Origin of the sequence: Mesorhizobium sp. B1-1-6 (assembly GCF_006443035.1) — a bacterium.
GTDB lineage: Bacteria > Pseudomonadota > Alphaproteobacteria > Rhizobiales > Rhizobiaceae > Mesorhizobium.
Genome location: NZ_VFWR01000009.1, coordinates 136,988 through 162,228 on the forward strand (window position 1 = coordinate 136,988; position 25,241 = coordinate 162,228).

Consider the following 25,241-nt stretch of genomic DNA (forward strand, 5'->3'; position numbering starts at 1 on the left):
AGGATGACACCAGATGGAACTCGGTCTCTACACTTTCGCCGACGTCAGCCCGCAGCCGGGCCCCGGCGCAATCGGCCCGCACGAGCGGCTGCGCAACCTGATCGAGGAGATCGAACTGGCCGATCAGGTCGGCCTTGACGTTTTCGGCCTTGGCGAGCATCACCGGCCGGACTATGCCGCGTCCGCGCCTGTCGTGGCTCTGGCCGCGGCGGCCGAGCAAACCAAACGCATAAAACTGACCAGCGCCGTCACTGTCCTGTCTTCGGACGATCCGGTCCGCGTCTTCCAGCAATTCGCCACGCTCGACCTTCTTTCCGGCGGCCGGGCCGAGATCATGGCCGGGCGCGGCTCGTTCATCGAATCCTTTCCGCTGTTTGGCTACAATCTTGAGGATTATGACGAGCTGTTCGCCGAAAAGCTCGACCTGCTGCTCGCCATCCGCGATCAGGTGAAGATCACCTGGTCCGGCAATCTGCGCGCGCCGATCAACGATCGCGGCGTCTACCCACGCCCCTTGCAGGAAAAACTGCCGATCTGGATCGCCATCGGCGGCACGCCGCAGTCCGCCGCCCGCGCGGGCGCGCTCGGCCTGCCGCTGGCGCTCGCCATCATCGGCGGCGAGCCGGCGCGGTTCGCGCCGCTGTTTGACCTCTATCGCGAGGCCGCCAGGCGCGCGGGCGCCGATCCGAAGGGTCTTGCCACCAGCATCAACGTCCACGGCTTCATCGCCGACACGACCGAGAAGGCGGCCGACGATTTCTATGGCCCACAGGCCGAGGTGATGAACCGCATCGGCCGCGAGCGCGGCTGGGGTCCGACCTCGCGGGCGCATTTCGACCAGTCACGCGGCCCGGGCGGCGCCTTGTTCGTCGGCAATCCCGAGCAGGTGGCCGAGAAGATCGTCGCCCAGCACAAGATCTTCGGCAATGACCGCTTTTTGCTGCAGATGGCGATCGGCATCATGCCGCATGCCAAGGTCATGAAGGCGATTGAACTCTACGGCACCAGGGTGGCGCCGATCGTGCGCAAGGAAACGGCTGACGCCGTCCCGGCCCCGGCGCCTGCCGCGTAGTGTTGCACTTCCGCGAAAAATTGCGCGGGAACAATAACCGCGACGGCGGGCCTCGTGGGCTCGCCGTCAACGCCGGCTCACGGAACCTTGGACCGGCAGGGGCGTTTTCTCAGCGGTTGCGCCAATTGCGGTGCGCCGCCGAGGGACCGTGATGAAAGCTGACCCCACCGCTTCGGTCGCGGGCGTTTCCGAAGCAGAAGAGGCGCGCATCGCCGCCCGCGCCGACACGCATCTGATACGCTCGCTGCTCGTCGGCATCTTCATCTTCATGGCCATCTACGCGCTCTATTTCGCCCGTGCCTTCTTCATGCCGGTCATACTGGCCTTTCTGCTGGCATTGACGCTGACGCCGATCGTCAGGCTTCTGCGCAAGCGCGGCATACCCGAGGTGATTTCGGCGACGCTTCTGGTGCTTCTGTCCCTCTGCCTCTTCGCCAGCGCCGGCTACCTGCTGAGCGGCCCGGTGATCGATCTCATCAACAACACTTCGTCGATCGGCCAGCGGCTGACCGAGCGGCTGGCGCATTTGCGACCTCCGCTCGAGAGGATGATGGAGGTTACACATCAGATCGAAGGCCTCACCGAGACGTCGCAGGAGCCGGGCATACAGAAAGTCGCGGTAGCCCAGTCTGGCTTCCTGTCGTCGGCGGCCTCGAACATTCTTTCGGCGGGAACAAGCCTGACCATCATCTTCGTGCTGTCGCTGTTCCTGCTTGCTTCAGGCACGATGTTCTATGAAAAGATCATCCAGTCCTTCGCCAGCCTCACCGAGAAGAAGCGGGCGCTGCGGGTCGTTTACGACGTGGAACGGGAAATCTCGCACTATCTGCTCACCGTCACCATCATCAATATCGGCCTCGGCACGATCATTGGCCTTGGTCTGTGGGCACTCGGTATGCCCAACCCGCTCGTCTGGGGCGCCACGGCCGCTCTGCTTAATTTCCTGCCCTATGTCGGCGCCATGATCACGCTCATCGTGGTCACGATCATCGCGCTGATCAGCTTCGACACGATCTCCTATGCGTTGTTGGCGCCTGCCTTCCTGCTTTTGTGCGACATCGTCGAAGGCCAATTCGTAACGCCGATGGTTGTCGGCCGGCGGCTCGAGATCAACGCCGTGGCGATCTTCATCGCCATTGCCTTCTGGTCATGGCTATGGGGCTTTGTCGGCGCGCTGATGGCGGTGCCGCTGCTGGTCCTCATCAAGGTGTTCTGCGATCACTTCGACGGTCTGAGCCATGTCGGCAACTTCCTGGCGGCACAACATCTCTCGGCGGTGGAAGATGAGGCCACCGAGGAAGGTAAGGCTCCGGCATAAAGCCGCGCGTCTGGTTTGCGGCGCCTGGCTCGAATGCCTATATCCGGCCGGTCCAATGGCCGGTGCCCTTCCCATGAGCGATGCTTCCTTCGACCTCGACGACTGTTTCGCTCGCATCGGCCATGCCGGCTTGCGCGATGCGCGGCTGGGCGCGTCGCCAACATTTGGCGTCGACAGATCCGGGATTGCATTTCCTGTCCATCATCGCGGCAGCCCCGCCGAGCAGAAACGCATGGCCGCGGCCAGCGGATTTGACGATGCGCTCGGGGGCGGCTTGGCATCCTCATTCCCGACCGCACGGCCTTCGAGGCAGGGTGCTTGAGATAAATCTCGTGGAGACCTGACATGGCAGCCCTTTCCGTCCTCGACCTGTCGCCGATCGTCGAAGGCAGCGATGCCTCGCAGTCGCTGGCCAATTCGCTCGATCTTGCCCGCCATGCCGAGCGGCTGGGCTACAAGCGCTATTGGCTGGCCGAGCATCATAACATGCCGGGCATCGCAAGTGCCGCCACCTCGGTCGTCATTGCCCATGTCGCGGGCGGCACCAAGACCATTCGCGTCGGCGCCGGCGGCATCATGTTGCCCAATCACTCGCCGCTGGTCATCGCCGAGCAGTTCGGCACGCTGGCCGCCTTGTTCCCCGGCCGCATCGATCTCGGCCTCGGCAGGGCGCCCGGCACGGACATGAACACGGCGCGCGCCTTGCGCCGCAATCTCGAGGCCGGTGCCGACAATTTTCCGCAGGACGTCGTCGAGCTGATGGGCTATTTCCTGCCGGCGGAAGAGGGCCAGCGGCTGCGGGCCGTGCCGGGCGAAGGCCAGACCGTGCCGGTCTGGATCCTCGGCTCCAGCCTGTATGGCGCGCAGCTTGCCGCCATGCTCGGCCTGCCCTACGCCTTCGCTTCGCATTTCGCGCCGGCCGAGCTAGACCAGGCGCTGGAAATCTACCGCTCGCGCTTCCAGCCGTCGGAACAGCTCGACAAGCCCTATGTCATGCTCGGCCTCAACGTCTTTGCCGCGCCGACCGACACTGAGGCGCGGCTGCTGTTCACCTCGCTGCAGCAGGCTTTCGTCAATCTGCGCACCGGCCGCCCCGGAAAATTGCCGCCACCGGTCGAGAATTATGACCGCGACCTCGATCCGATGGCCAAGTCCATGCTCGGCCAGGCGCTGTCCTGCGCCGTCGTCGGCTCGCCGGAAACGGTGCGGCAAGGCATCGACGCCTTCGTTCGCCGCACCGGCGCCGACGAATTGATGGTCACCGCGCAGATATTCGATCATGCGGCTCGGGTGAGGTCCTTCGAAATCCTGGCCGACGCCCACAAATCGCTGTCGCAAGCGGCGTGAGATTTCCAGCTCGGCGCTTGCCGATAGCGATTCAACCACTGAACCGCTCTACGCACTCACACTCTGCGCCACCGCTCCCAGCGGTCGGCATGAATTGCGGATCATCAGCCGGCCCTTGAGCACCAGCTTGCGCGGCGGCGCGTCGCGATTTCCGGCAAGGCGGTCGAGCAGCAAATTGGCCGCCTGTTCGCCGATCGCCTGCACCGGCTGTGCCACCGTGGTCAGTTGCGGGACAAACACGTCCGACCACGGAAAATCGTCGAAACAGGCGATTGAAACATCTTCCGGGCAGGACAGGCCGATATCGCGGATTGCCTTCATGGTGCCGATCACCATCGGATTGTTGGCGGAGAAGATCGCGCTCGGCCTGTCGTGCAGCGACAACAGCTGCATGGCCGCGTTATAGCCGTCGATCTCGTGAAAATTGCCGGAACGTACCAGCTCCTCGGCGACCGGCAGGCCGGCTGCCTGAAGCGCTTCGCGATATCCGGCCATGCGATCATGCATCGGTGAGATATCCGACGTTCCGGTGATGTAGCCGATGCGCCGGTGCCCGAGATGTATCAGGTAGGTGATGGCGTCGAACACGGCGCGCTGGTTGTCGAGCACCACGGCATCCGTGTCGACACCGTCGCAGATGCGGTCAAGCAGGACGACCGGCACGTTGGCGTCGTCGACGATGCGCTTGAGGATCGTCCCATCGCCGACGCGCGCCACGATCAGCCCGTCGACCATGCGGTCGAGCAGCAGCCTGATCTGGTCGTCCTGGGTGTTGAGGTCCTCGTCCGTGCAGCACAGCATGACCGCATAGCCGGCGCGGTCGAAGGCCTGCTGGATGACTGACACGACATCGGTGAAGAACGGATTGGTGATGTGCGGGACAGTCAATCCAATGGTGCGCGTGGTGCCCATTTTCAGGCTGCGGGCGATCGCATTGCGCTTGTAGCCGATATCGCGGATCGCCTGCTCGATGCGCTGGCTGAGCTCCGGGCTGACGGTCGCCGTGCCGTTGATCAGCGCCGAAACCGTGGCGACCGACACGCGCGCCGCTTCGGCCACGTGAAGCATGGTCGGCGCCGTCGATTTTCGCTGCCTTGTCTGCCTTGACCTTGCCATTTTCGAAACGTTTCGCCGCCTCTCTATGCATCATACCTACGGAATATCGCGGTTTTTCGCAAGAATTGAAATGAGCCAATCTCACGTGACCAGATAGAAGCTTGACAGGATCGAAACGTTTAGAATAGCGTTCATGAGGTCAGACGACGACGGAAGGGAGGCCGCCTTTGTCATGGAGCACGGAAATTCCATCGCGCGTCGGGATGTTGCGGCGGATCGTTCGGATGTCGTCCTAAGCGCTGAGCACGTATCCAAGAGCTTCGGCGGCATTGCCGCCTTGGTCGACGTCGGTTTCGAGCTGCGGCGCGGCGAGGTCCACGCCTTGATGGGCGAGAACGGCGCCGGCAAGTCGACGCTGATGAAAATCCTTTCCGGTGTCTACACGGGTTATGAAGGCACGGTTCGCGTCGACGGCGTAGCCGCGAATTTCGCCGGCGTGCGCGACGCCGAGGCCGCCGGCATTGCCATCATCCACCAGGAGCTTAACCTGGTCCCCGAACTCAGCGTCGCCGACAACATCTTTCTCGGGCGCGAGAAGCTGATCGCCGGGCTGATCGTCGACCGCAAGGCGAGCAGCCGCGCCGCCAGCGCTCTTCTGCAGCGGCTGGGCATCGAGCTCGACCCGGAAGCCCGCGTCGGCGCCTTGCGCGTCGGCGAACAGCAACTGGTCGAGATCGCCAAGGCGCTGTCGATGTCGGCGCGCATCCTGATCATGGACGAGCCGACCTCGGCGCTTTCTCCAGCCGAATGCCAGAGGCTGTTCCGCATCATCCGCCAGCTTGCCGACAGCGGCGTCGCCATCGTCTACATCTCGCACCGCATCGACGAGGTCATGCACCTGGCGGGCAGGGTCACGGTGTTTCGCGACGGACGCCACGTGCTGACGCGGCCCATGGGCGAGCTCGACGAGAACGCCATCATTTCGGCAATGGTCGGGCGAGACCTGCTGGCCTCCTCGGAAGAGGAGCGCCGTTCCGTCGGCGAAGTCGTGCTTTCCGTCGAGAACCTGTCGCTGACGAAACCCGACGCCCATGGCTGGCGCACCGTGATCGACGGCGTCAACTTCGAACTCGCCGAAGGCGAAATCCTTGGCATTGGCGGGCTGCTGGGTTCAGGGCGCACCGAGATCCTGGAGGCGATCTTCGGTTCGAGCGATGGCCGCACCGGCGGCGAGATCCGGCTCGACGGTGCGCCGGTCGAGATACGCTCGCCGCGCGATGCCAGGCGCCTCGGCATTGCGCTGGTGGCCGAGGACCGCAAGACGCAAGGCCTGCATCTCCAGGCTTCCATTACAGACAACGTCGCATTGCCGCTGGTCGGATCGCTGGCGCGCTTCGGCATCCGTTCGCTGGCCGGCGAACAGGAGCTGGCGCGCCACGCGGTCCGGGCGCTCGGCATACGCTGCGAGGACATCGACCAGCCAGCCGGCACGCTGTCGGGCGGCAACCAGCAGAAGGTCGTCATCGGCAAATGGCTGGCGACACGGCCGCGCGTGCTTCTTCTCGACGAGCCGACGCGCGGCATCGACGTCGGCGCCAAGCGCGAGATCTACGATCTCATCTTCAAGCTTGCGCGCGACGGGCTGGCCATTGCCGTCATCAGCTCCGAATTGCCGGAACTGCTGCACCTCTCCGACCGCATTCTGGTGATGGCCGATGGCCGCCAGACCGGCATCCTTTCCCGCGATGCGGCGAGCGAGGAGGCCATCATGCGTCTCGCCGCGCCGCGCCGCACGATTTCGAGACCTGCCGCATGACCGCCTTGAAACTCCTGTCCCGCACCAAGCTCTATTGGGGCCTGATCGCCATCTTCCTGATCGGCGTGCTGGGCTCGCCGGTCAGCTCCAAGGGCAACAACATCTTCCTGTCCTACGGCAATCTGCTCGACGTGCTGCGCCAGGTGTCGACCACCGGCCTGATCGCCACCGGCATGACGGCGGTGATCATCACCGGCGGCATCGATCTTTCGGTCGGTTCGCTGATGGCAATCTGTTCGGTGGTCTGCGCCATGCTGCTGACGGTTCCGGGCGTGACGCCGGGAGTGGTGCTTGGCGTGCCCACCGTCGCCGTGGTGGCGCTCTGCCTCGGCTTCATCGTCACCCGCTTCATCTTCCTCAATCTCGAAAAGTCGCGCGCCGGCGCCGATGCCTCGCGCGACGCAAGGCTGGGCCGCGCCCGCGGCCTGGTCACGCCGGCAATCGTCGGCGTGGTCCTGTGCTGTCTTTCCCTGTGGTACCTGCTGCCGCAGGTCGAACCAAAATTCGGCGTCCTCGGCGTGCTGCTGGTCGCGCCATGCGTGGGCCTGCTGTTCGGTGCGCTCAACGGCTTCATCATCGTTGCCGGGCGGCTGCAGCCCTTCATCGTCACCCTGGCGATGATGGTGACGGCGTTGGGCATCGCCCGGCTGACCGCCGGCCAGAACAATGCCGTGCTGCCGGTCTATACCGGCTCGAACGCCACGGAGGATTTCGAGCTGCTGCGCTCGATGGTGTTCGGCGTCGTCCCGATGCCCGGCCTGTTCTTCCTCGGCGCCATCCTGATCTATGGCGCGGTGCTGCGCTTCACGCCGTTCGGCCGCTATGTCTACGCCATCGGCGGCAATGAGGAGGCGGCCAGGCTTTCCGGCATCGCCGCCGGCCGGGTCAAGATCGTCACCTACGCCGTTTCGGGCCTGCTCGCCGGCATTGCCGCGGTGCTCTATGTCGCGCAGTACCGGCAAGGCAAGCCCGATGCCGGCGCCGGCCTGGAGCTCGACGCCATCGCCGCCGTGGTCATCGGCGGCACCAGCCTGATGGGTGGGCGCGGCAGCCTCACCGGGACATTCTGCGGCGTGCTGATCTTCGGGCTGCTGTCCAACATATTGCAGCTCCACAACATCAATTCGAACCTTCAGCTGGTGCTGAAGGGGATGATCATCATCGGCACAGTGCTCGTGCAGGAGCGCAATGCCGGTGATCTCCTAGCCTATCTGCGCCTGCCCGGAGCGGCGCACAAGGAAACGGCCGCGGCAAAACGGCCGTCGCAAGAGACCCGGTCTCTCAATCTCGGAGGAAACAAGAAATGAAACGACGTGACACGCTGAAGCTTGCCGCCCTTGGCGCGGCATTGCTGACCACCACCGCGCTGCTCTCCACCGGCCACGCCATGGCCCAGGACAAGAAGTGGAAGATCGGCTTCTCGCAGGTGACGACCATCGAGCCTTGGCGCGCGCAGTTCAACAAGGACATCCTGGCCGAGGCCGCAAAGCATCCCGAGGTCGAGCTGATCATCACCGACGGCGAGGACAAGACCGAGAAGCAGGTTGCCGATGTCGAGAACCTGATCCGCCAGGAGGTCGATGCGTTGCTCGTGTCGCCGAAGGAATCGGCCGGCCTGACCGGCGTCGTGCAGCAGGCGATCGACGCCAAGATCCCGGTCTTCGTGCTCGACCGCAATGTCGACACCAAGGACTACACCCAGTTCGTCGGCGGCGACAACAAGCTGATCGGCCGCGCGGCCGGCGAATATGCCGTCGAGCTGCTCGGCGGCAAGGGCAAGGCATCGGGCAATGTCGTCGAGATCTGGGGCGGCATGGGCACCCAGCCGGCGCATGACCGCCATGACGGCTTCCATGAGTTCACCGACAAGGAGCCGGGCATCAAGTACCTGCTCGACCAGCAGTCGGGCGACTGGAAGCAGGACCAGGCCTATAATCTGATGGCCAACGCGCTGAAGAGCAACGAGAAGATCGATCTCGTCTACGGCCACAACGACCCGATGGCCTATGGCGCCTATCTTGCCGCCAAGGATGTCGGCCGCGAGAAGGACATCAAGTTCATCGGCATTGACGGCCTGCCCAACGAAGGCGTGCAGATGGTGAACAAGGGCGAGCTGACGGCGACCTTCACCTATGTCACCCCGGGCGCCGAGGGCCTTCGGCAGGCGATCAAGTTCCTCAATGGCGAGAAGGTGGAGAAGACCATCACCTTGCCGACGCAGAAGATCACCAAGGAAAACGCCGCCCAGGTGCTGAAGGACAACGGCCTCTGAGATTTCGCCGGAGATAAGCGCCGGCCCAAGGTCCAGGTTCTTCGTCCCAGGACAGCTTGGCGCCCACCTCTCCCCCGTCGATCGGGGGAGAGGTGTCGAGCGAAGCTCGACGGAGTGGGAGTCGACCCTTAGCGCGGTGCAGGAAGGTTCTTGCGCCCTGGTCCCCTTTCAATATCCGTCGGCGGCGGTGGCCAGGTGGTTCCCGTCCGGAGGGAGAGGAAAGGACCTCGTCGCCGGCCTACGCCAATTTCGCCAGCAGCTTCATGAAGGTGGCGATCTCCCTGGCCGTGAGCGGTGCCAAGGTTTCCTCGGTAATCTCGCGCGCCAGCGGGATCAGGCGTTCGATCGCCTCGCGCCCTTCGGCGGTCAAATTGACCAGCAGCCGCCGCTTATCGCCCTCGTGCTTGGAGAGCTCGACAAGGCCGCGCGCCTTCAGCCTGTCGATCACGCCCTTCACCGTCGCCGCATCCATGGCGATCAGCGTGCCGAGCTGGTTCTGCGAAGTCTCGCCGACATCGCGCAGCTTGGCCAATGCCGCGAATTGCGGTGGCGTCAGGTCGCCGATATGGGCAGCGAAGATCGAGACGTGGCGCTGATGCGCCTTGCGCAGGATGAAGCCGACCTGCTCCTGCAGGTGGTAGTCCTGATCGTCCGCCTCCTCGACCTCGACCAGCTTCAGCAGATTGTCTTCGCCGCTCACCGCAGCCCGTCCCATGCCTTGATGTCGTCGGCGGCCAGGCCGCCCATGCGATTGTGCACGCGCGGACCGCAGGTCATGGCGAGGCAGAACAGGATCTCGTCGGGACGCGGTCCGTCGCTGACGCCGACTTCCATCGCATCGAAATGGCTGCGCACATAGGCGGCGTTGATGTGGCCGAGAGGCACATCCAGCCGCGAGCCGAAGGCGCCGACCTTCTTGGCCGACGGCACGATCGCCTTGGCGTCGCCGAGCCGCTCGCGCATGGCGTAGCCGCCCGGCACATGCCAAAGCGCGCCATGCTCGAGTTCGCCCGAGATGCCGACGATGGCGCCTTTGCCATAGCCGTCGATCTGCTTCACGTCGCCACCCAATGCCGCGATCAGCCGGTCGGCGAGCAGCAGGCCAAGCGGCTTCAGATCGTCCATGGCGCTCTGCAACTCCTCGGCATAGCGCCCGGCGAACGGGTTCTTTACCAGCGCCATGGCGGCGGCACGGCGGCGCGGCACCTTGGGCGCCGGCCCGCCCTCATGAAAGATCTCTTCGGTCAGCACCACGATCTTGCGGAGCGGAAACTCAGGCATGGGCAACTTCCTTCCCTGGACTTTTGTCGGGCGCGGCAAGCGCCATTGAGCCCTCGATGCGGGTCTGGCCGGCGAGGAACAGCGCCGATGCGGCGACCAGTCCCCTGCGGTGGAAATCTTCGGCGACGGCAAGTCCCCTGTCCAGCGCCGTGGCAATCTCTTTGGCAGAAAGCGGACCGACCTCTTGCGTCACCAGCCTGTCTCCAAGGTCGTTGTCCGGCGCCAGATCATGCGCGGGCACACGCCGAATAGCGGGATGGTTGGCCAAGTCGACGGCATTGGCGATCAGCGTCGCCGCGGCATCGGCCTCTGCGCCGGTCCTCGCCAGCACGGTGACGGCGTCGGCGATGCCCAAGGAAAACGAGCGCCCGCGCCAGCCGCTGGTGGCAACGCCTTGCACGCCGTCCTCGGCGCGGATGACGATGCGGTCGGCAAGGCCATGGCCGGTGCCGGCAATGGCAAGGGTGATCGATTGGCCGGTACCGAGATGAAGCGCGCTGTCGCCGCCATTGTTGACATAGGCGCGATCGAGTTTTCGCCCGGTAATCAGTGCGGCAAGTATTTCGTCGGCTACCGAACCGGCGACGGCTGCCATCGGCGTGATGAAGTCGTCCGCCAATGGGGTAACTGCCGCTTCCATGCGCCGCGCCGTCGATCCGGCGAAGGCGCGGGGGCGCAACGTGGCCGGCCGGCGCAACTCGGGCAATTCCTCCACCAGTTCCGGCAGGATGGTCTGGAATCGCGCCACGGCCTGCTCATAAGCTCGCCGGCATTCGCCTGGCGTCCCAAAGGCCTCGACGATCAGGTCGATCGGCCCGTGATTGAGGTGCAGCCGCCTGCCATCCCCGAGCCAATGCGCTTGCGGGCCGTTCATCGTCATCCGGCCCCGTTCGCGGGCGCGCGCCGCAACTGCGCCAGCGGTGGCCACGGGTTGCCGGCCGGCGCACCGTCGCCCCGGCGCGCGTTCAGATACTCGCCGCCCTTGGCGACGACATCCTCGACGCTGCGGATCTCGGCTTCGTAGCCGCCGAGCCTGATATAGTCGTCGCGGCGCAGCGTGAATTCGATCGGCGCCACCAGCGCCGGCGTCGGCACATAACCGAAGGCGCCTTCCGGCACGCGCGTCACATCCACCATCAGCGTGATGCCGCCGCCCGGCCAGACATAGACCGGCGCGCCGCCGACCGTCACATAGGTGGTCAGGCCCTGCACGGAACGCGTCAGGTTGACGGGATTCTCGGTGACGCCGGCGCGCAGCGAACCGCCGGCGCCGCCGATGAACAGCACGGTGCACAGCGCCGGTTCGCAATTATCCTCGATCAGCCCCACGGATTTCTGCAATCGTTCGGGGAATGGCTTTTCGACTGGCTTCAACTGGTCGTCGAGTTCGTAATAGGCGAACTGCTCGCCGGTGGTCGAAACCATCAGCAGCGACAGGCCGGGCCGCGCGCCCTTCTTGGCGTTCCATTCGCCCAGGATCGACAGCGGGTCGGATATGCTGGTGCCGCCCCAGCCGAGACCGGGCTCGGAGACCTTGAAATAGCGCCCAGGCGTCGAGCGGCGGCCGATGATCTTTATCCCCGTGTCCTGCCAGCCCAGCACCTTGCCGGCCTGATGCTCCGAGACGACGCCGGTTATGTGGTCGTCGACCACCACCACCTCGTCAACCAGCCCGCGCCATTGGGTGGCGAACATGCCGATGGTCGCCGACCCGCAGCCGACCCGCATGCGGTGCTCCTGCTTGCCGTCGATGACGGGCGGTTTGCCGGCTTCGACTGTTATGGTGGCTCCGCCATCGATGGTCAGTTCCACCGACTTGCGGTTGCACAGATCGAGCAGCGCATCGCAGGTGGCGCGGCCTTCGGCCTTGGAGCCGCCGGTCAGATGATGCACGCCGCCCAGCGACAGCATCTGCGAGCCATATTCGCCCGTCGTGACATGACCGATCGCCTCGCGTTGCGACCGCACGACAGCCGTTTCGGGTCCGATATGACGGTCGGTGTCGATCTTCACCTTGACGCCGCAATAGGAGAAGATGCCCTCCGTGACGACGGTGACGAGATCGACGCCCTCGACCTGCTGGCTGACGATGAAGGGCGCCGGCTTGTAGTCGGGATAGGTGGTTCCTGCCCCGATCGCCGTGACGAAGCGGCGGCCGGTGTTGACCAGTTCGCCGTCCCAGGCCTCGCCCTCGGCGACGAAGGGCACGACAGCGCCGCCGATCTCGGCGGTATGATCGAGAATGGTCAGCGGGTCCATGCGCACGATCCGGCCGCCGGCATTGCCGTAGCGGTCGCAAGCGCCGGTGCGGCCATCTGATATGTAGCACATCACAGGGCAGGCATCGCAGCGGATCTTCTCCGCCACCAGCTTCTCGCCGGGATCATGGGTTTCGAAGCGTTCGGCAAGCTCGCTCATTGGCATGCCTCCTTCTCGCGGATGGCGGCGCGGATGCGCGTCGGCGTTGCCGGAACTTTTGTGATCGTAATGCCGGTCGCATGGCGGATGGCGTTGAGGATCGCCGGCGCCGTCGGGATCAGCACATGTTCGCCCAGGCCCTTGGCGCCGAATGGCCCTTCCGGGTCTGGCACCTCGATCAATATCGTCTCGATCGGCGGCACGTCGCCGATGGTCGGAATGAGATAATCGTGCAAATTCTCGGTGCGGCCGGGAATATACTCTTCCATCAGCGCCATGCCGATGCCTTGCGCGATGCCGCCCTCGATCTGACCCTCGACCAGCAGCGGGTTGATCGCCTTGCCGACATCGTGCGCGGCTGTGATCTTGACCAGCTTGACCGTGCCGAGCTTGAGGTCGACCTCGAGCTCGGCGATCTGCGCGCCGTAACCATAGACCGCATAGGGCTTGCCCTGGCCCTTGGCGTCGAGCGGCAGCGTCGGCGGGTCGTAGGTCTCCTCGGCGCGGAAGACGAAGCCGTGGATATCCGCTTCGAGTGTGCCAAGATCGACACGGCGGACCGCCTCGCCCTCACGGATGACGATCGCCGGACCTTCGAGCTGAAGCGACGCTTTTTCCGAGACATTGGCAAAGCGCAGGATTTTTTCGCGCAAGGCGCGGCCGGCCTTCTCGGCCGCCTTGCCGGTGACGAAGGTCTGGCGCGAGGCCGAGGTCTTGCCGGCATCGGGAGTGATCGCGGTGTCGGCGTTTTTCAGCCGGAACCTTTCCAAGGGCAGGCCGAGCGCGTCGGCGCAGATTTGCGTGATGACGGTGTTGGAGCCCTGGCCGATGTCGACCGCGCCCTGGTGCAGGATGATCTCGCCTGACGCCGCGATGCCGACCCGGATGGTCGATGGATTGGGCAGCGAGGTGTTGCCGCAGCCATACCAGCAGGAGGCGATGCCGACGCCGCGCTTTTTATCCACGTTGGCACTGTTGAAGGCATCCGCGTCAGCCACTGCACGCGCCCAATGCGGCCGCAGGGCATCGAGGCATTCGGCAATGCCGACGCCCGATTCCAGTCTCTGTCCGGTGACTGTTTCGGATCCGTTACGAAGGCAGTTTCTCAAGCGGAAGTCGAGCCGGTCGATGCCGAGCTTGCCGGCCAGCTCGTCGTACAAGGTCTCCTGCATGATCGTCGCCTGCGGCACGCCGAAGCCCCGGAAAGCGCCGGAAATCGGCCCATGCGTATGGACGGCGCGGCCTTCGGCGCGGTAGTTCGGGGTCGCATAGGGACCCGAGGCATGCACCGGCACAGGGTTGGCGACGGTCGGTCCCCAGCTCGCGTACGCCCCGGTGTTGAAATCGCCTGAGAAAATCATGCCGGTGACATGGCCCTCGGCGTCGGCGCCAATGGTCGCTTGCATCTGCGCCGGGTGGCGCTTGGTGGTCGACATCATCGATTCATTGCGCGTGTAGGCAAGCGCCGCCGGCCGCCCGGTCCTCATCGCCACCAGGCCGATCAGCGGTTGCAGGGACACGTCGAGTTTGGAACCAAAACCGCCGCCGGTCGCGGTCGGCACGATGCGCACCTTGTCGACGGGCAGGCCCAGCACCTTCGCCGTGTCGTCGCGGTCCATATAGGGCGCCTGCGTGCAGGCGACGACGACCAGCATGTCGCCATCCATATAGGCATGGCCGGCTTCCGGCTCGATATAGGCATGCTCGACATAGGCCGTCTCGATCGCACCGGTCACGGTGACAGCGGCATCGGCAAGCGCCGTCTCGGGATCGCCGCGTTCGACGAAGCCCTTGGTCAGAAGGTTGGCCGGGCGGTTCGCATGGATCAGCGCCGCTCCTTCGGCCTGTGCCTCGCAAGGCTGCAACAGATGTGGCAATTCGGTCCAGCGGATCGGGAAATCCGACAGGTCGAGATCGAGCATCGCCTCGCGCTCGCCGGCAACAAGCGCCACCGCCTCGCCGCGAAACCGCGCCAAGCCTTCGGCGAGAGCCGGCTGGTCGGCGAACGGACCGATGACGCCGAAACAGTTCTTTCCCGGGATATCGGCCGCCGTGAAGATACCGGCGATGCCGGGACGAGCTTTTGCCCAGCCGTCGAGGTCGCCGAAGGCGAAGCTGGCATGGTAGTGCGGCGAGCGGATTACCAGCACCGCCAGCGCATCGGCCGGGAACGAATCGCCGCCGAATTTCTCACCGCCGGTCACCTTCGGCACGCCATCGAGCCGGATCGGGGAGGAGCCAATGGCGTGACCGGACCGAGGCAGACGGAAATCCAGGCTTGCAGCCTGGGCGGAGGCATCCATCACAGCAGCGACGATCTTCCGGTACCCGGTGCAACGGCAGAGGACACCACCAAGCGCGTCCTGCACTTCGATCTCGCTCGGCCTGGCTTTCTTGTCCAGCAGGGCCGTCGCCGCCACCAGCAGGCCCGGCGTGCAAATGCCGCACTGCGCCGCACCATGCGCCAGGAAGGAGGCCTGTAGTGCCGACAGCCGGCCATTGGCGAGCCCTTCGACCGTCGTTACCGACGCTCCGGCGGCCGACGCCGCCGGCATCAGGCAGGCGCAGACCGGATCGCCATCGACCAGCACCGTGCAGGCGCCGCAGTCGCCGGCGTCGCAGCCGACCTTGGTCCCGGTCAGCAGCAATTCGTCGCGCAGCACCGAGGACAGCCGGCGCAGCGGCGGCACGTTGACCGAGACGGCGGCGCCATTGACCGCGAAGGTAATCTCGGCGCGTGCGAGGCCGGGCTGACCTGCGTCACTGTCGGAAAGGGCTCCGCCGGGTCGACCTTGGCTGATGTCAGGCTGTGCTTTGTTCATGCCGCCGCCGTCCTGTCACCATTCACCGGCCCCGCCGCCGCAAGCACGGCGCGGACAACGATTTCGCGCGCCGCGTCCTGCCGGTATTCGGCGCTGCCGCGCACGTCGCCGATCGGCGACAGCTCTTCCATCGGCGCGGCGAGGACCGCTGTGGCCAGCCCATGATCCGCCGCCAGTCCGCGCAGGGCCGCCTCGACCCCGCCGAGCCGCTTTGCAACAGCCGAGCAGGAACCGACGGCGACCGCCGCTTGCTCGACGATGCCGTCCTGCACGACCAGGCGTGCCCCCACCATGGCGATCGAGATGACGAGATAGCGCCGCGCGCCGAGCTTGACGAAAGCCGACATACCCGCGCCGGCCGCTTTCGGCACGCGGATGGCGGTTACCATCTCGCCGGGCCGCAGGTCCGTGCGGCGATTGCCGAGGATGAATTCCCGGAGCGGCAGGTGGCGCACCGCTTGCGCCGAGCGCAGTTCTATCTCGGCGTCGAGCACCAGCAGCGCCGGCACGCCATCCGCGGCCGGCGAAGCGTTGCAGAGATTGCCGGCGATCGAGGCGACATTCTGGATCTGAACGGACCCGACCTCCCGCGCGGCCGCTTTCAGCGCATCGAAGGCCGGCGGCAAGGGATGGCGAACGATATCGGTCCAGCTGGTGCGCGCCCCGATCTGCCAGTGCGTTTCCGTTTCCGCAATGCCGCGCAGCGCGGCCAGCCCGTTGATGTCGAGCACATTGTCGCGGAAAGGCTTGTTGCCTTGCGCCGGGTAGAAGTCGGTGCCGCCGGCAAGGATGCGCCACGAAGCTTCGCCAAGCAGGGCGAGCGCCTCGTCGACCGTGGTGGGTTTCGCGTAACGGATCACGCTTTGCCTTCCCAGAAAAAGGGCCTTTCCGAGGGAACTTGCCGGCGTCCGGGCCCGGCTTAAATTCATTCGTATGCAAATGATATCAAGTCGGCGGAAATTGTCAAAGCCGGAGTTTGCGCAGCACCCGCACGGCTGCCGCCGCCACGCATTTGTTCTCCGCAAAATCTAGGTGCTGGGGCGCCCTTTGCGCGTTCGGGGTTGCGCCCGGCGCTCTAATGGTTGACGCGGCCCGCCATCTGGTCAAGTTTCTCCCTCCGGTCGCGCCAGCGGCTTTCTTTCGCCGGGATCCCCTGGGAGCCCGCGCCCGATATCGACAGGAAGGAACCCCATGGCCGAAGAAGCGCTTGTCGTCATCGACCTGCAGAACGACTTTTGCCCTGGCGGCGCGTTGGCTGTGACCGGCGGCGACGAGATCGTGCCGCTGGTCAACGACCTGATCCGGCGAACCGATCATGTCGTGCTGACGCAGGACTGGCATCCAGCCGGCCATTCGAGCTTTGCCTCAAGCCATCCAGGCGCCCAGCCTTTTGAAACCATCGAGATGCCCTACGGCCAGCAGACATTGTGGCCGGACCATTGTATCCAGGGCAGCCTCGGCTCGGATTTTCACTCGGGTCTTGCCTGGACCAAGGCCGAGCTCGTCATCCGCAAGGGATTTCGGCCTGATATCGACAGCTATTCGGCCTTCTTCGAGAACGACCACACGACGCCGACCGGCCTTGCCGGCTATCTCAGGGAGCGCGGCATCGACACTCTGACCCTGGTCGGCCTGGCGACCGATTTCTGCGTCGCCTTCTCGGCGCTCGACGCGGTCAAGCAGGGGTTCAGGACCACTGTCAGGCTCGATGCCTGCCGCGGGATCGACCTCAACGGTTCGGTCGAGACGATGTTGGCAAGGATGCGCCAAGCAGGCGTGACGCTCGAAGACCACGCGGCGGACTGACCTCATCGTGGGAGAAGAGAAGGGGTCGATAGGGGCGACGGCTTTGACGGCAAGTGCCGTGGTGGCTGTCGCGATGCTGTTACCGGGAACGGCCTTCGCCGCGGAAGAGCACGGCCTGCCAGGCCGGACGATGTCGCTGTGGTGGGCGCTGCCCTTTGCCGGGCTGTTGCTTTCGATCGCCACGGGACCGCTGCTTTTCAACCATGTCTGGGAGCATCATTACGGCAAGATTGCTGCATTTTGGGCGGCTCTCGTGGTGGTGCCGCTCGCATCGGCCTTCGGCACGACGGTGGCAACGGAAGCGGTGCTGCATGCGCTGCTCACCGAATACATGTCGTTCATCATTCTCCTGTTCGCGCTGTTCACCATTTCGGGCGGCATTCTCGTGGCCGGCAACATCCACGGCACGCCATTGGTCAATGCCGGGCTGCTGCTCATCGGCGCCCTGCTCGCTTCCGTCATCGGCACCACCGGCGCCTCGATGATCCTGATCCGGCCGCTCATCCGCGCCAATGACAACCGGGCGTTCAACGCCCATGTCATCATCTTCTTCATCTTCCTGGTGTCCAACATCGGCGGTTCGCTGACGCCGCTCGGCGACCCGCCGCTGTTCGTCGGCTTCCTGCGCGGCGTCGATTTCTTCTGGACCACCGCCAACCTCTGGCGCGAGACCCTGTTCGTCAGCGTCGTCGTGCTCGCCGTCTTCCTGGCGATCGACACCACGCTGCATCGCCGCGAAATGGGCGCGCCAAAGATCAAGGACCCGACGCCGGACACGAAAGTGCGCATCCGCGGCCTGCCCAACCTGCCGCTGCTGGCCGGCGTGATCGGTGCGATCCTGCTTTCGGCCACATGGAAGCCCGGCATCAGTCTTTCCATTCAGGGGGTGGACCTCGAGTTGCAGAACCTTGTGCGCGATGTCGTCATCCTGGCGCTTGCCTTCGTTTCGCTGGCCGTCTCGCGCAAGGAGTATCGGCAGGCGAACGGTTTCAACTGGGGGCCGATCGCGGAAGTGGCGAAACTGTTCGCCGGCATCTTCGTCTGCATCGTGCCCGTGGTCGCCATCCTGAGGGCCGGCCACGAAGGCGCGCTTGCGCCGCTGGTCGCGCTCGTCACGTCAGCGCAGGGCATGCCCAACGATCTCGCCTATTTCTGGCTGACCGGAGCGCTGTCGTCCTTCCTGGATAACGCTCCGACCTACCTGGTGTTCTTCGAGCTGGCCGGCGGCGCTCCCCGGCATCTGATGACGGAGCTCGCTTCGACCTTGGCGGCGATCTCGGCGGGTGCGGTGTTCATGGGCGCCAACACCTATATCGGCAACGCGCCGAACTTCATGGTCTACGCCATTGCCCGGCACCGCGGCGTGAACATGCCGGGTTTTTTCGGCTACATGGCATGGTCGGGCGCGGTGCTGATCCCCACGTTCTTGATGGCGGGCTTCCTGTTCTTCGGGTGAGCCGGCGAGGACGCCAGGCCCTTACCTTCCACAAGGGGAGGGCAAATCCTCAGCCTACGCCGACATAGCGCCTGACCGCCGACGGGTCGGCGCGCAACGCCTCTACGTCGACCGTCTCACGGTTGCGGCCATTCTCGATGAAGGCGACGCGGTCGGCGACCGACAGCACGGCATCGACCCGCTGCTCCACCAGGATGGTGGAAACGCCCAGTTCGCGCAGCTTGGCCACCGTCTCGCGGATTTTTGCGATCATCGACGGCATCAGCCCTTCGGTCGGCTCGTCGAGCAGTAGCACCTGCGGTTCCAGGCAGAGCGCGCGTGCCATGGCCAGCATCTGCTGCTCGCCGCCCGACAAGGTGCCCGAGCGCTGCCTGAGCCGCTGGCGCAGCACCGGGAACAGGTTGAGCACGTTTTCGCGCACGGCCTTCCCCTTGCCGCGCGCCATCAGCCCGATCTCGATGTTCTCCGCCACCGTCATTTCGGCGAACAGCCGCCTGCCTTGCGGCACATAGGCAATGCCGGCTTTAGGCACCTCGTGGGCGGCCAGACCGGTCAATTCCTGGCCTGCGAGGCTGATCGAACCGGCACTCGCCCGGACCAGCCCCATGATGGCTTTCAGCGTCGTCGTCTTGCCGGCGCCGTTGCGGCCGAACAGGCACAGCACCTCGCCCTTGTTCAGCGCCAGGTCGAGCCCATAGAGCACCTGAACCTCGCCATAGAAGCAGTCCAGTCCCGCGATCCGCAACGCTTGCGTCTTGCTCGTCTCGGTCATGGGGCGGTCCCGAGATAGGCTTCCTGCACCGCCGCATTTTCGCGGATCGCCTCCGGCGTGCCCTCTGCCAGGATCTTGCCGGCGTTGAAGACGGTGATGCGGTCGGCCAGTTGCATGACGACAGGCATGTTGTGTTCGATCAGCAGCACCGTGGCGCGGTCGGCGATGTCGCGCACGAGTGCGATGAAATTGTCGATCTCGCTGTCGGCCAGCCCCTGCGTCGGCTCGTCGAGGATCAGCAGGCGCGGCTTCAGCGCCAGGCCCATCGCCACCTCCAGCAGCCGCTGGTGGCCATAGGACAACTGCCCGGCCTGCATATGGGCGCGGTCGGCCAGGCCGGTGCGTTCGAGCGCCGACATGACGCCTGCCTTGATCGCGCCCTTCGAAAGGCCGTCGCTCAGCGTGAGCTGCACCGGCAGCGCGACATTGTCGTAGACGCTGAGATTGGCGAAGACGCTGGTGATCTGGAACGTGTAGGCGATGCCCTGGCGGACCCTGACATAGGCCGGCAGGCCGGTGATGTCGGAGCCGTCGAAAACGATCGATCCGGACGAGGGCGGGATACGGCCGCTGATCAGGCTGACGAAAGTGGTCTTCCCGGCACCGTTGGGGCCGATGACGGCGCAGATTTCGCCTGGCACCAAGGTGAAATCGACGCTGTCGACGGCGCGCAGGCCGCCGAAATTGCGCGACAGGCCTTTGGTGGTCAGAAGCGGCGTCATGGCAGCCATCCGAGCCAGCGCTGCCGGATGCTGCCCAGAATGCCTTTCGGGAAGAACAGCACCAGCAGGATCAACGCGACGCCGACGATCAACAGGTAGGCGGAGGTGAAGCCGCTGGTGACGTCGATGACATAGTACATGAACAGCGTGCCGATCAGCGGTCCGAGCGTGGTGGCGGCGCCGCCGAGCAGCACCCACAGCAGCGGCAGGATCGAGTACTGTACCGAGGCGAAGCTCGAGCCGACATAGCCGAACAGCAGCGCATAGGCAGCGCCCGACGCCGCGCAGATGGCGCCGGAGACGACCACGGCGGCGAGCTTGTTGGAGAAGGTGTCGTACCCCAGCATTTTGGTCCGTTCCTCGTTCTCGCGGATGGCGACCAGCACGCGGCCGTATCGGGAGCGGACGACGGCCAGCGTGACCAGAAGCACGAGCGAGAACAGAGCCAGCGCGCTCATGTAGCGCACCGTCGGATTGGTGAGATCGAGCGACGTCGCGCCGAAATTCAGGACGCGTGCCGGCTGCGGCACCACCATGCCCTGGTCGCCGCCGGTCCACGCGGCAAAATAGAGGATGAGGAGGTAAAAGACCTGCGCGAACATCATGGTGACGATCATGAAGGCGACACCCGTGGTGCGCAGCGCCAGCAGCCCGATCACCAGTGCCAGCACCGCGCCGCAGGCGATACCGCTCAACAAAGCCGCCGGCACGCTCCAGCCAAGCTGGATGACGGCAAGGCCGGCGCCGTAGAGGCCTGCGGCAAAGAACATGGCATGCCCGAGACTGAGCAGTCCGACATAGCCGAACAGCATGTTGTAGCCCATGGCGAAGACCGTCAGCACCATGATACGAGCGACGAGGCCGTGATGATAATCCGGCAGCACGAAGCTCAGGACAAAAAGCAGCGCGATGACGCCGAGATGCAAGCCATAGGCTTTTGCCGGCGAGGTCTCGCTCATCGCGTCGTCGTCCCGAACAGGCCCTGCGGCCGGAACACCAGCACCATGGCGACCAGCAGCGTGGCGATGATCTTGGCCAGCGTCGGCGAGAAGAACATCGAGATGATGCCGTCGGACAGGCCGATCAGCACGGCGGCGATGACGGTTCCGCGCAACGAGCCGAGGCCGCCGATGATGACGACGATGAAGGACAGCAGCAGCGGGTCCTGCCCCATCAGGTAATGCGCCTGGCTGATCGGCACGATCAGCACCGCGGCGATGGCCGCGAGCATGGCGCCGAGCGCGAAGACGCCGCCATAGACTCGATCGACAGGGATGCCGAAGGCCTGCGCCGTCTCGCTGTCATACTGCGTGGCACGCATGACGAGGCCGACCCTGGTGCGCGTCAGCACCAGCCATGTCACCACGAGCAGAAGGACGGATGCCGCGATGATCGACAGCTTGTAGCCCGAATAGCCGAACCACGGCAGAAGGATGCGATAGCTGAAGGGCGGCTCTACCGGGCGCGCTTCCGGACCATAGAAGGTCAGCGCCAGCTGCTGGATGATGTAGAGCATGCCGATGGTGGCGACGATGGTGGCTTCCGGATTGTAGTTCAGCCGGCGCAGCACCAGCCGCTCGGCCACCAGTGCAAGGGCGCCGACGACCAGCGGTGCGATGATAAGTGCCGCCAGGAACCCGAGCGCCGGATGGCCTCCGATCGCAGTCGTGATCGCCCAGGCGAGCACGGCTCCCAGCATGAAGAACTCGCCATGCGCGACGTTGACCACGCGCATCACGCCGAACACCAGCGACAGGCCGAGCGCGGTCAGCGCCAGCACGGCGGATGTGACGAGCCCTTCGAGGGCGGCAAGGAGGAGGTGGGGTCCGAAATGCATGGGTTAGGCACTCACCGATAGCGCAATCGCGCCCCTTGAGGGGGGTGAGAAGTGGTCCGCGCAGCGGACGGAAAGCCAATTGCTTGGCTTTCCGAACGACGAACGCCCGGAGCGACAGCGAAGGGCCGGGTCCGGCAGGACAGAGGGGGGCGGCTTGGCGCTCACGCTTGTTAGATGGCTAAGCCTACAACGCCTGCGTCGTATAATCCCCCTCGGCCTCGTAAAGCCCGTCCTCGATCTTGGTCTTGTGCACCACCTTGAGCTTGCCGCCGTCGACCTTGGAGATGTTCTGGATGCCGAAGCACTGGTGGATCTTGCCGTTGAAGGTTTTTGGCCCCTGCGGATGCTCCGGACCTTCGGCGAATTCGGTCAGCGCCTCGGTCGCCTCGACCAGCTTGGCGCGGTCTTCCGGGCCCTTGTAGCCGGCGTCTTCCATCGCCTTCTTGACGACGTAGAGCGTCTCCCAGCAGCCGAACATATGCGCGGCGGTGGAGACATCCTTGGGGTCGCCGACGGCCGCGCCATTGTCATCGATGCCGACGGCGGCGCGATAGGCCTTCTGCGCCTCGGAATCGTCCGTCTGGGCATAACGTGGCGAGCCTTCCCAGAAATGGCTGCCGTCCAGGAATTCGAGCCCGGGGCTGTTGATGTCGACGGCTTCGAGCGAATCGATGAAGCCGAACAGCTGCGGCCGGTTGGAGCCGTAGAACTCGCCAAGCTCCTTGACGAAGGTGAGCACCGCCGGGCCGACCATGACGTGGTAGATCACCTCGGTCTCGGCCGGAATCTGCGGGAAGTATTTGGTGAAGGAGCTCTCCGTCGGCGGAATGGCGATTTGCGCGATGACCTCTGCGCCCTGCGCCTTCAGCGCCGGCGGGAGGTAGTCGCGGTGGTCGTAGCCGAAAGCGAAATCGGGGAAGATCTGCGTCACCTTCTTGCCGGCATTGGCCGCGATCCACGGCGCCATCGACTGGATCTGGCTCTTTACGTCCGTGATGCCGGGCTGGAAGACATAGCGGTTGAGCTTGGTCGAGGCGACATGGTGGCCTTCGCTGACGACGAAATAGGGCATCTTGGCTTCGCCGGCGGCGGGTGCCGAGCCGATGACGACGTGCGAAAACAAGGTGCCGAAGACGATGTCGGTCTTGTGCTGGGTGGCGAACTTGCCGACCACCTCGGCACCGCGGCCGGGATCGGTGCCGTCATCCTCGATGATGACCTCGACCGGCCGGCCATTGATGCCGCCGGCCGCGTTGATCGCCTTGACCGCCGCGGCCGTGGTCTTCTCGTACCAGCGGCCATAGGCGGCGCCGATGCCGGTTCGGTGCGACTGGAAGCCAATCTTGATCGGGGCGGAGCTTTGCGCCTGGGAGTAGCGGACGAAACCGGGCGCGACCGCCAGGCCGGCGCCGGCGGCCAGACCCTTCAGCGCGGTGCGGCGGGTGAGACCGGCCTTGGAGAGATCGAAAAACCCATTCTTGTCAGTCACGGCAGTTCCCCTGTTTTTGAGTTTTGACCAATGGCTGGAACGTAGCAGACCGCTTCCTGCGGACGGCCGAAATTGCATGTGTACAAACTAAATCACCAAAGTCCGGACACGGCAATGCCGTTTCCCCAGGGGGATCCCGGTTTATTTCCACCGCGTCTAGCCAACGGTCGGCGTGGCGAGCAGCCAGAGGCCGAAGACGGTGTAGGCGATCATCAGCAAGGTGAGCGGAAACTGGCTGAGCGCGGCGCGAGCGGGAACCGGATGCAGGCGTGCGGCGAAGCCGTGGGCGACGAGCACGGCAAGCAGATGACCGAGAATGATGGCACCGGCCTGGATGTTCCACAGCCACCATGCCGAGCCCGCGCCGGCGACGATGCCGGCTTCGATCTGCATGTCGGCGGTGCCTAAAAGGTTCCAGCCGAGCGCAAACGGATCGGACAGTGCCGCAAGCGCATACTGGCCGTCGACCAGCAGCGCCGTCAGGTAATGCGCGATGTGGTAGGCGAGCGCGATCGGCACGATCGACCAGACCAGCAGCCCCGTCGCCTCGCCAAGCCTGTGGCCGTCGCCGGCGAGCTTCTGGCCGACGACCACGGCAAGCAGGAAGACCGCCGCAAGCAGCATGAATGTCAGGACGAGGCCAAAACTGCCGCTGCCGATCACCGCCGTGCGGCCGGGGAATTCAAGCGGATTGATGCCGAACAGGCCCAGCCAGAAGAAGGTCTTCGACAGGCCGTCATAGGAAACCGAGGACAGGGCGAGCAGCAGGAAGGCCACGCCGCTTGCCGGCAAAGGCGCGGCGGTCAGCAGCTTGGCGCCCGGCCAGCATAGCGCAAGCCGGCCGCGCTCGTCGCGCACGAGCGGCGCGAAGCGTGCCACCATCGAGAAGAAGACGGTAAGGAATTCGCCGCTACGGGCCCACGCCCCATAACCGAACGACAGCATCGCCAGCAAGGTGAACAACCAGTAGAGGCCGGCGGCCCGGGCCAGCCGTGTCGGATCGTCGGGCGCCGGATCGATGAGCTCGAACCAGGCAAAAGCGAAGAACAGGAGGACAGCCGGCCAGTATCCGAGCCATGATGGAAGGCGCCTGGCCGCTTCACCGCCCCTGCCGGCCAGGCGCGACAGGAGACGCACCGGCCCGTACCAGGGATTGAGCCAGGACCAGAGGTCGCCGAGGAAACCTTGCAGGAGCGTGAAGCCGGCCCACAGCAGTGTCCAGATCACCAGAGGCAGCGGGTTGGAGAGCGGATCGCGGCTGCCGAGAAAACCCGCGGCGATGAGACATGCAAAGCCGGCAAAGGATATCAGGCTGGCAGCGGTGCGGGCATCATCACCCAGTGTGAACAGTGGCAGGCGCCGCCGGCAGAAACGATCGAGCCGATGCGCCGGCAGCAGCGCCAGCACGAGGAAGCTGGCGGCCACGGCGAAAGCGCCGCCGACAAGGTAATAGCCGGTCGGGAGAAGCAGGACGTGGCCGCGGTCCGAGGCGTGGGCGAAGGCTGGGGTGGGTGAGAGGAGCAATAGAGCGATAGGCAAAGATGCTAATGACCGACGACGGCACTCTACGGCGCCCCCCTCTGTCCTGCCGGACATCTCCCCCTCAAGGGGGGAGATTGGCGGTTTCTCTGTCGGCGCTTCCCTTGCAACGCCGGAGGTTCGCGAAGACGAAGATGACAGCATGATCTCCCCCCTTGAGGGGGAGATGTCCGGCAGGACAGAGGAGGGCGCCAAGGAACTCAGCCTATCCGACTTTG

22 protein-coding genes are annotated in these 25,241 nt (G+C 65.0%); 9 read left to right on the forward strand and 13 right to left on the reverse strand.

Annotation, left to right across the window (positions count from 1 at the left end):
* The first annotated feature begins 13 nt into the window (after window positions 1-13).
* The 4 genes from FJ979_RS19190 (at window position 14) to FJ979_RS19205 (ending at window position 3,737) form a co-directional block, all read left to right on the forward strand.
* Complete coding sequence (locus FJ979_RS19190) at window positions 14-1,072, forward strand: LLM class flavin-dependent oxidoreductase (RefSeq protein WP_140491419.1); 1,059 nt, start codon at window positions 14-16, stop codon at window positions 1,070-1,072.
* A 151-nt stretch (window positions 1,073-1,223) separates the two neighbouring features.
* A complete protein-coding gene (locus tag FJ979_RS19195; protein ID WP_140491417.1) occupies window positions 1,224-2,390 on the forward strand; it encodes an AI-2E family transporter in 1,167 nt (388 codons plus the stop codon).
* A gap of 73 nt (window positions 2,391-2,463) precedes the next feature.
* The gene (locus tag FJ979_RS19200) at window positions 2,464-2,712 is read left to right on the forward strand and encodes a hypothetical protein (protein WP_140582833.1); all 249 of its coding nucleotides are present in this window, start codon (window positions 2,464-2,466) and stop codon (window positions 2,710-2,712) included.
* A gap of 23 nt (window positions 2,713-2,735) precedes the next feature.
* A complete protein-coding gene (locus FJ979_RS19205) occupies window positions 2,736-3,737 on the forward strand; it encodes an LLM class flavin-dependent oxidoreductase (protein WP_140582836.1) in 1,002 nt (333 codons plus the stop codon).
* 48 nt (window positions 3,738-3,785) lie between these two features.
* Here FJ979_RS19205 and FJ979_RS19210 read toward each other — a convergent pair whose 3' ends face one another.
* Window positions 3,786-4,805 carry a LacI family DNA-binding transcriptional regulator gene (locus FJ979_RS19210; RefSeq protein WP_140491411.1) on the reverse strand — a complete coding sequence of 340 codons (1,020 nt, stop codon included), beginning with the start codon at window positions 4,803-4,805 and terminating at the stop codon, window positions 3,786-3,788.
* A gap of 220 nt (window positions 4,806-5,025) precedes the next feature.
* Between FJ979_RS19210 and FJ979_RS19215 the strand changes: the two genes are divergently transcribed.
* Genes FJ979_RS19215 through FJ979_RS19225 form a run of 3 tightly spaced genes read left to right on the forward strand, consistent with a single transcriptional unit; the run spans window position 5,026 to window position 8,881 of the window.
* Window positions 5,026-6,609, forward strand: a complete 1,584-nt coding sequence (locus FJ979_RS19215) for a sugar ABC transporter ATP-binding protein (protein WP_140583050.1) — start codon at window positions 5,026-5,028, stop codon at window positions 6,607-6,609.
* Window positions 6,606-7,916, forward strand: coding sequence for an ABC transporter permease (locus FJ979_RS19220; protein WP_140582839.1), 1,311 nt, complete (start codon window positions 6,606-6,608; stop codon window positions 7,914-7,916). The genes FJ979_RS19215 and FJ979_RS19220 overlap by 4 nt, the downstream gene beginning before the upstream one ends.
* A complete protein-coding gene (locus tag FJ979_RS19225) occupies window positions 7,913-8,881 on the forward strand; it encodes a substrate-binding domain-containing protein (RefSeq protein WP_140491405.1) in 969 nt (322 codons plus the stop codon). Before FJ979_RS19220 ends, FJ979_RS19225 begins: the two co-directional genes overlap by 4 nt.
* Window positions 8,882-9,119: 238 nt before the next feature.
* Here FJ979_RS19225 and FJ979_RS19230 read toward each other — a convergent pair whose 3' ends face one another.
* From FJ979_RS19230 to FJ979_RS19255, 6 genes are read right to left on the reverse strand one after another with little or no spacing between them, the layout of a single operon-like run.
* On the reverse strand, window positions 9,120-9,581 hold the full coding sequence (locus FJ979_RS19230; RefSeq protein WP_140493433.1) for a MarR family transcriptional regulator: 462 nt from the start codon (window positions 9,579-9,581) through the stop codon (window positions 9,120-9,122).
* Window positions 9,578-10,162, reverse strand: coding sequence for an amino acid synthesis family protein (locus tag FJ979_RS19235; RefSeq protein WP_140582841.1), 585 nt, complete (start codon window positions 10,160-10,162; stop codon window positions 9,578-9,580). Before FJ979_RS19235 ends, FJ979_RS19230 begins: the two co-directional genes overlap by 4 nt.
* On the reverse strand, window positions 10,155-11,036 hold the full coding sequence (locus tag FJ979_RS19240) for a UPF0280 family protein (RefSeq protein WP_140583053.1): 882 nt from the start codon (window positions 11,034-11,036) through the stop codon (window positions 10,155-10,157). The genes FJ979_RS19235 and FJ979_RS19240 overlap by 8 nt, the downstream gene beginning before the upstream one ends.
* A gap of 2 nt (window positions 11,037-11,038) precedes the next feature.
* Window positions 11,039-12,580 carry a 6-hydroxynicotinate reductase gene (locus tag FJ979_RS19245; protein WP_140582844.1) on the reverse strand — a complete coding sequence of 514 codons (1,542 nt, stop codon included), beginning with the start codon at window positions 12,578-12,580 and terminating at the stop codon, window positions 11,039-11,041.
* A complete protein-coding gene (locus tag FJ979_RS19250) occupies window positions 12,577-15,402 on the reverse strand; it encodes a molybdopterin-dependent oxidoreductase (RefSeq protein ID WP_140582847.1) in 2,826 nt (941 codons plus the stop codon). Before FJ979_RS19250 ends, FJ979_RS19245 begins: the two co-directional genes overlap by 4 nt.
* Entirely contained in the window at window positions 15,399-16,262 is an 864-nt protein-coding gene (locus FJ979_RS19255; RefSeq protein WP_140554622.1) for a xanthine dehydrogenase family protein subunit M, read from the reverse strand. Before FJ979_RS19255 ends, FJ979_RS19250 begins: the two co-directional genes overlap by 4 nt.
* A gap of 331 nt (window positions 16,263-16,593) precedes the next feature.
* Here FJ979_RS19255 and pncA point away from each other — a divergent pair, with 331 nt between their 5' ends.
* Together pncA and FJ979_RS19265 are read left to right on the forward strand one after the other, a co-directional pair.
* Window positions 16,594-17,208, forward strand: coding sequence for a bifunctional nicotinamidase/pyrazinamidase (pncA, locus tag FJ979_RS19260; RefSeq protein WP_140514339.1), 615 nt, complete (start codon window positions 16,594-16,596; stop codon window positions 17,206-17,208).
* A 73-nt stretch (window positions 17,209-17,281) separates the two neighbouring features.
* Complete coding sequence (locus FJ979_RS19265; RefSeq protein ID WP_140583056.1) at window positions 17,282-18,664, forward strand: sodium:proton antiporter; 1,383 nt, start codon at window positions 17,282-17,284, stop codon at window positions 18,662-18,664.
* A gap of 49 nt (window positions 18,665-18,713) precedes the next feature.
* Here FJ979_RS19265 and FJ979_RS19270 read toward each other — a convergent pair whose 3' ends face one another.
* The 6 genes from FJ979_RS19270 to FJ979_RS19295 all read right to left on the reverse strand — a co-directional run bounded on the left by FJ979_RS19270 (window position 18,714) and on the right by FJ979_RS19295 (window position 25,080).
* A complete protein-coding gene (locus FJ979_RS19270) occupies window positions 18,714-19,436 on the reverse strand; it encodes an ABC transporter ATP-binding protein (protein ID WP_140582849.1) in 723 nt (240 codons plus the stop codon).
* On the reverse strand, window positions 19,433-20,158 hold the full coding sequence (locus FJ979_RS19275; RefSeq protein WP_140582852.1) for an ABC transporter ATP-binding protein: 726 nt from the start codon (window positions 20,156-20,158) through the stop codon (window positions 19,433-19,435). Before FJ979_RS19275 ends, FJ979_RS19270 begins: the two co-directional genes overlap by 4 nt.
* Window positions 20,155-21,117 (reverse strand): branched-chain amino acid ABC transporter permease, encoded by a 963-nt coding sequence (locus tag FJ979_RS19280; RefSeq protein ID WP_140582854.1) that lies wholly within the window; start codon window positions 21,115-21,117, stop codon window positions 20,155-20,157. The genes FJ979_RS19275 and FJ979_RS19280 overlap by 4 nt, the downstream gene beginning before the upstream one ends.
* Window positions 21,114-21,995 carry a branched-chain amino acid ABC transporter permease gene (locus FJ979_RS19285; protein ID WP_140554619.1) on the reverse strand — a complete coding sequence of 294 codons (882 nt, stop codon included), beginning with the start codon at window positions 21,993-21,995 and terminating at the stop codon, window positions 21,114-21,116. The genes FJ979_RS19280 and FJ979_RS19285 overlap by 4 nt, the downstream gene beginning before the upstream one ends.
* Window positions 21,996-22,179: 184 nt before the next feature.
* Window positions 22,180-23,484, reverse strand: coding sequence for an ABC transporter substrate-binding protein (locus FJ979_RS19290; protein ID WP_140582857.1), 1,305 nt, complete (start codon window positions 23,482-23,484; stop codon window positions 22,180-22,182).
* Window positions 23,485-23,640: 156 nt separating this feature from the next.
* Entirely contained in the window at window positions 23,641-25,080 is a 1,440-nt protein-coding gene (locus FJ979_RS19295; protein ID WP_140582860.1) for a hypothetical protein, read from the reverse strand.
* Window positions 25,081-25,241 lie beyond the last annotated feature (161 nt).

What these genes read in the sequence shown, in the direction of transcription:
- FJ979_RS19220 (WP_140582839.1), top strand. Translation starts at nt 6,606, where the DNA reads ATGACCGCCTTGAAACTCCTGTCCCGCACCAAGCTCTATTGGGGCCTG.
- FJ979_RS19190 (WP_140491419.1), top strand. Translation starts at nt 14, where the DNA reads ATGGAACTCGGTCTCTACACTTTCGCCGACGTCAGCCCGCAGCCGGGC.
- FJ979_RS19195 (WP_140491417.1), top strand. Translation starts at nt 1,224, where the DNA reads ATGAAAGCTGACCCCACCGCTTCGGTCGCGGGCGTTTCCGAAGCAGAA.
- FJ979_RS19270 (WP_140582849.1), bottom strand. Translation starts at nt 19,436, where the DNA reads ATGACCGAGACGAGCAAGACGCAAGCGTTGCGGATCGCGGGACTGGAC.
- FJ979_RS19215 (WP_140583050.1), top strand. Translation starts at nt 5,026, where the DNA reads ATGGAGCACGGAAATTCCATCGCGCGTCGGGATGTTGCGGCGGATCGT.
- FJ979_RS19285 (WP_140554619.1), bottom strand. Translation starts at nt 21,995, where the DNA reads ATGCATTTCGGACCCCACCTCCTCCTTGCCGCCCTCGAAGGGCTCGTC.
- FJ979_RS19205 (WP_140582836.1), top strand. Translation starts at nt 2,736, where the DNA reads ATGGCAGCCCTTTCCGTCCTCGACCTGTCGCCGATCGTCGAAGGCAGC.
- FJ979_RS19235 (WP_140582841.1), bottom strand. Translation starts at nt 10,162, where the DNA reads ATGCCTGAGTTTCCGCTCCGCAAGATCGTGGTGCTGACCGAAGAGATC.
- FJ979_RS19210 (WP_140491411.1), bottom strand. Translation starts at nt 4,805, where the DNA reads ATGCTTCACGTGGCCGAAGCGGCGCGCGTGTCGGTCGCCACGGTTTCG.
- FJ979_RS19245 (WP_140582844.1), bottom strand. Translation starts at nt 12,580, where the DNA reads ATGAGCGAGCTTGCCGAACGCTTCGAAACCCATGATCCCGGCGAGAAG.
- FJ979_RS19225 (WP_140491405.1), top strand. Translation starts at nt 7,913, where the DNA reads ATGAAACGACGTGACACGCTGAAGCTTGCCGCCCTTGGCGCGGCATTG.
- FJ979_RS19280 (WP_140582854.1), bottom strand. Translation starts at nt 21,117, where the DNA reads ATGAGCGAGACCTCGCCGGCAAAAGCCTATGGCTTGCATCTCGGCGTC.
- FJ979_RS19200 (WP_140582833.1), top strand. Translation starts at nt 2,464, where the DNA reads ATGAGCGATGCTTCCTTCGACCTCGACGACTGTTTCGCTCGCATCGGC.
- FJ979_RS19250 (WP_140582847.1), bottom strand. Translation starts at nt 15,402, where the DNA reads ATGAACAAAGCACAGCCTGACATCAGCCAAGGTCGACCCGGCGGAGCC.
- FJ979_RS19240 (WP_140583053.1), bottom strand. Translation starts at nt 11,036, where the DNA reads ATGAACGGCCCGCAAGCGCATTGGCTCGGGGATGGCAGGCGGCTGCAC.
- FJ979_RS19275 (WP_140582852.1), bottom strand. Translation starts at nt 20,158, where the DNA reads ATGACGCCGCTTCTGACCACCAAAGGCCTGTCGCGCAATTTCGGCGGC.
- FJ979_RS19265 (WP_140583056.1), top strand. Translation starts at nt 17,282, where the DNA reads ATGCTGTTACCGGGAACGGCCTTCGCCGCGGAAGAGCACGGCCTGCCA.
- pncA (WP_140514339.1), top strand. Translation starts at nt 16,594, where the DNA reads ATGGCCGAAGAAGCGCTTGTCGTCATCGACCTGCAGAACGACTTTTGC.
- FJ979_RS19295 (WP_140582860.1), bottom strand. Translation starts at nt 25,080, where the DNA reads ATGTCCGGCAGGACAGAGGGGGGCGCCGTAGAGTGCCGTCGTCGGTCA.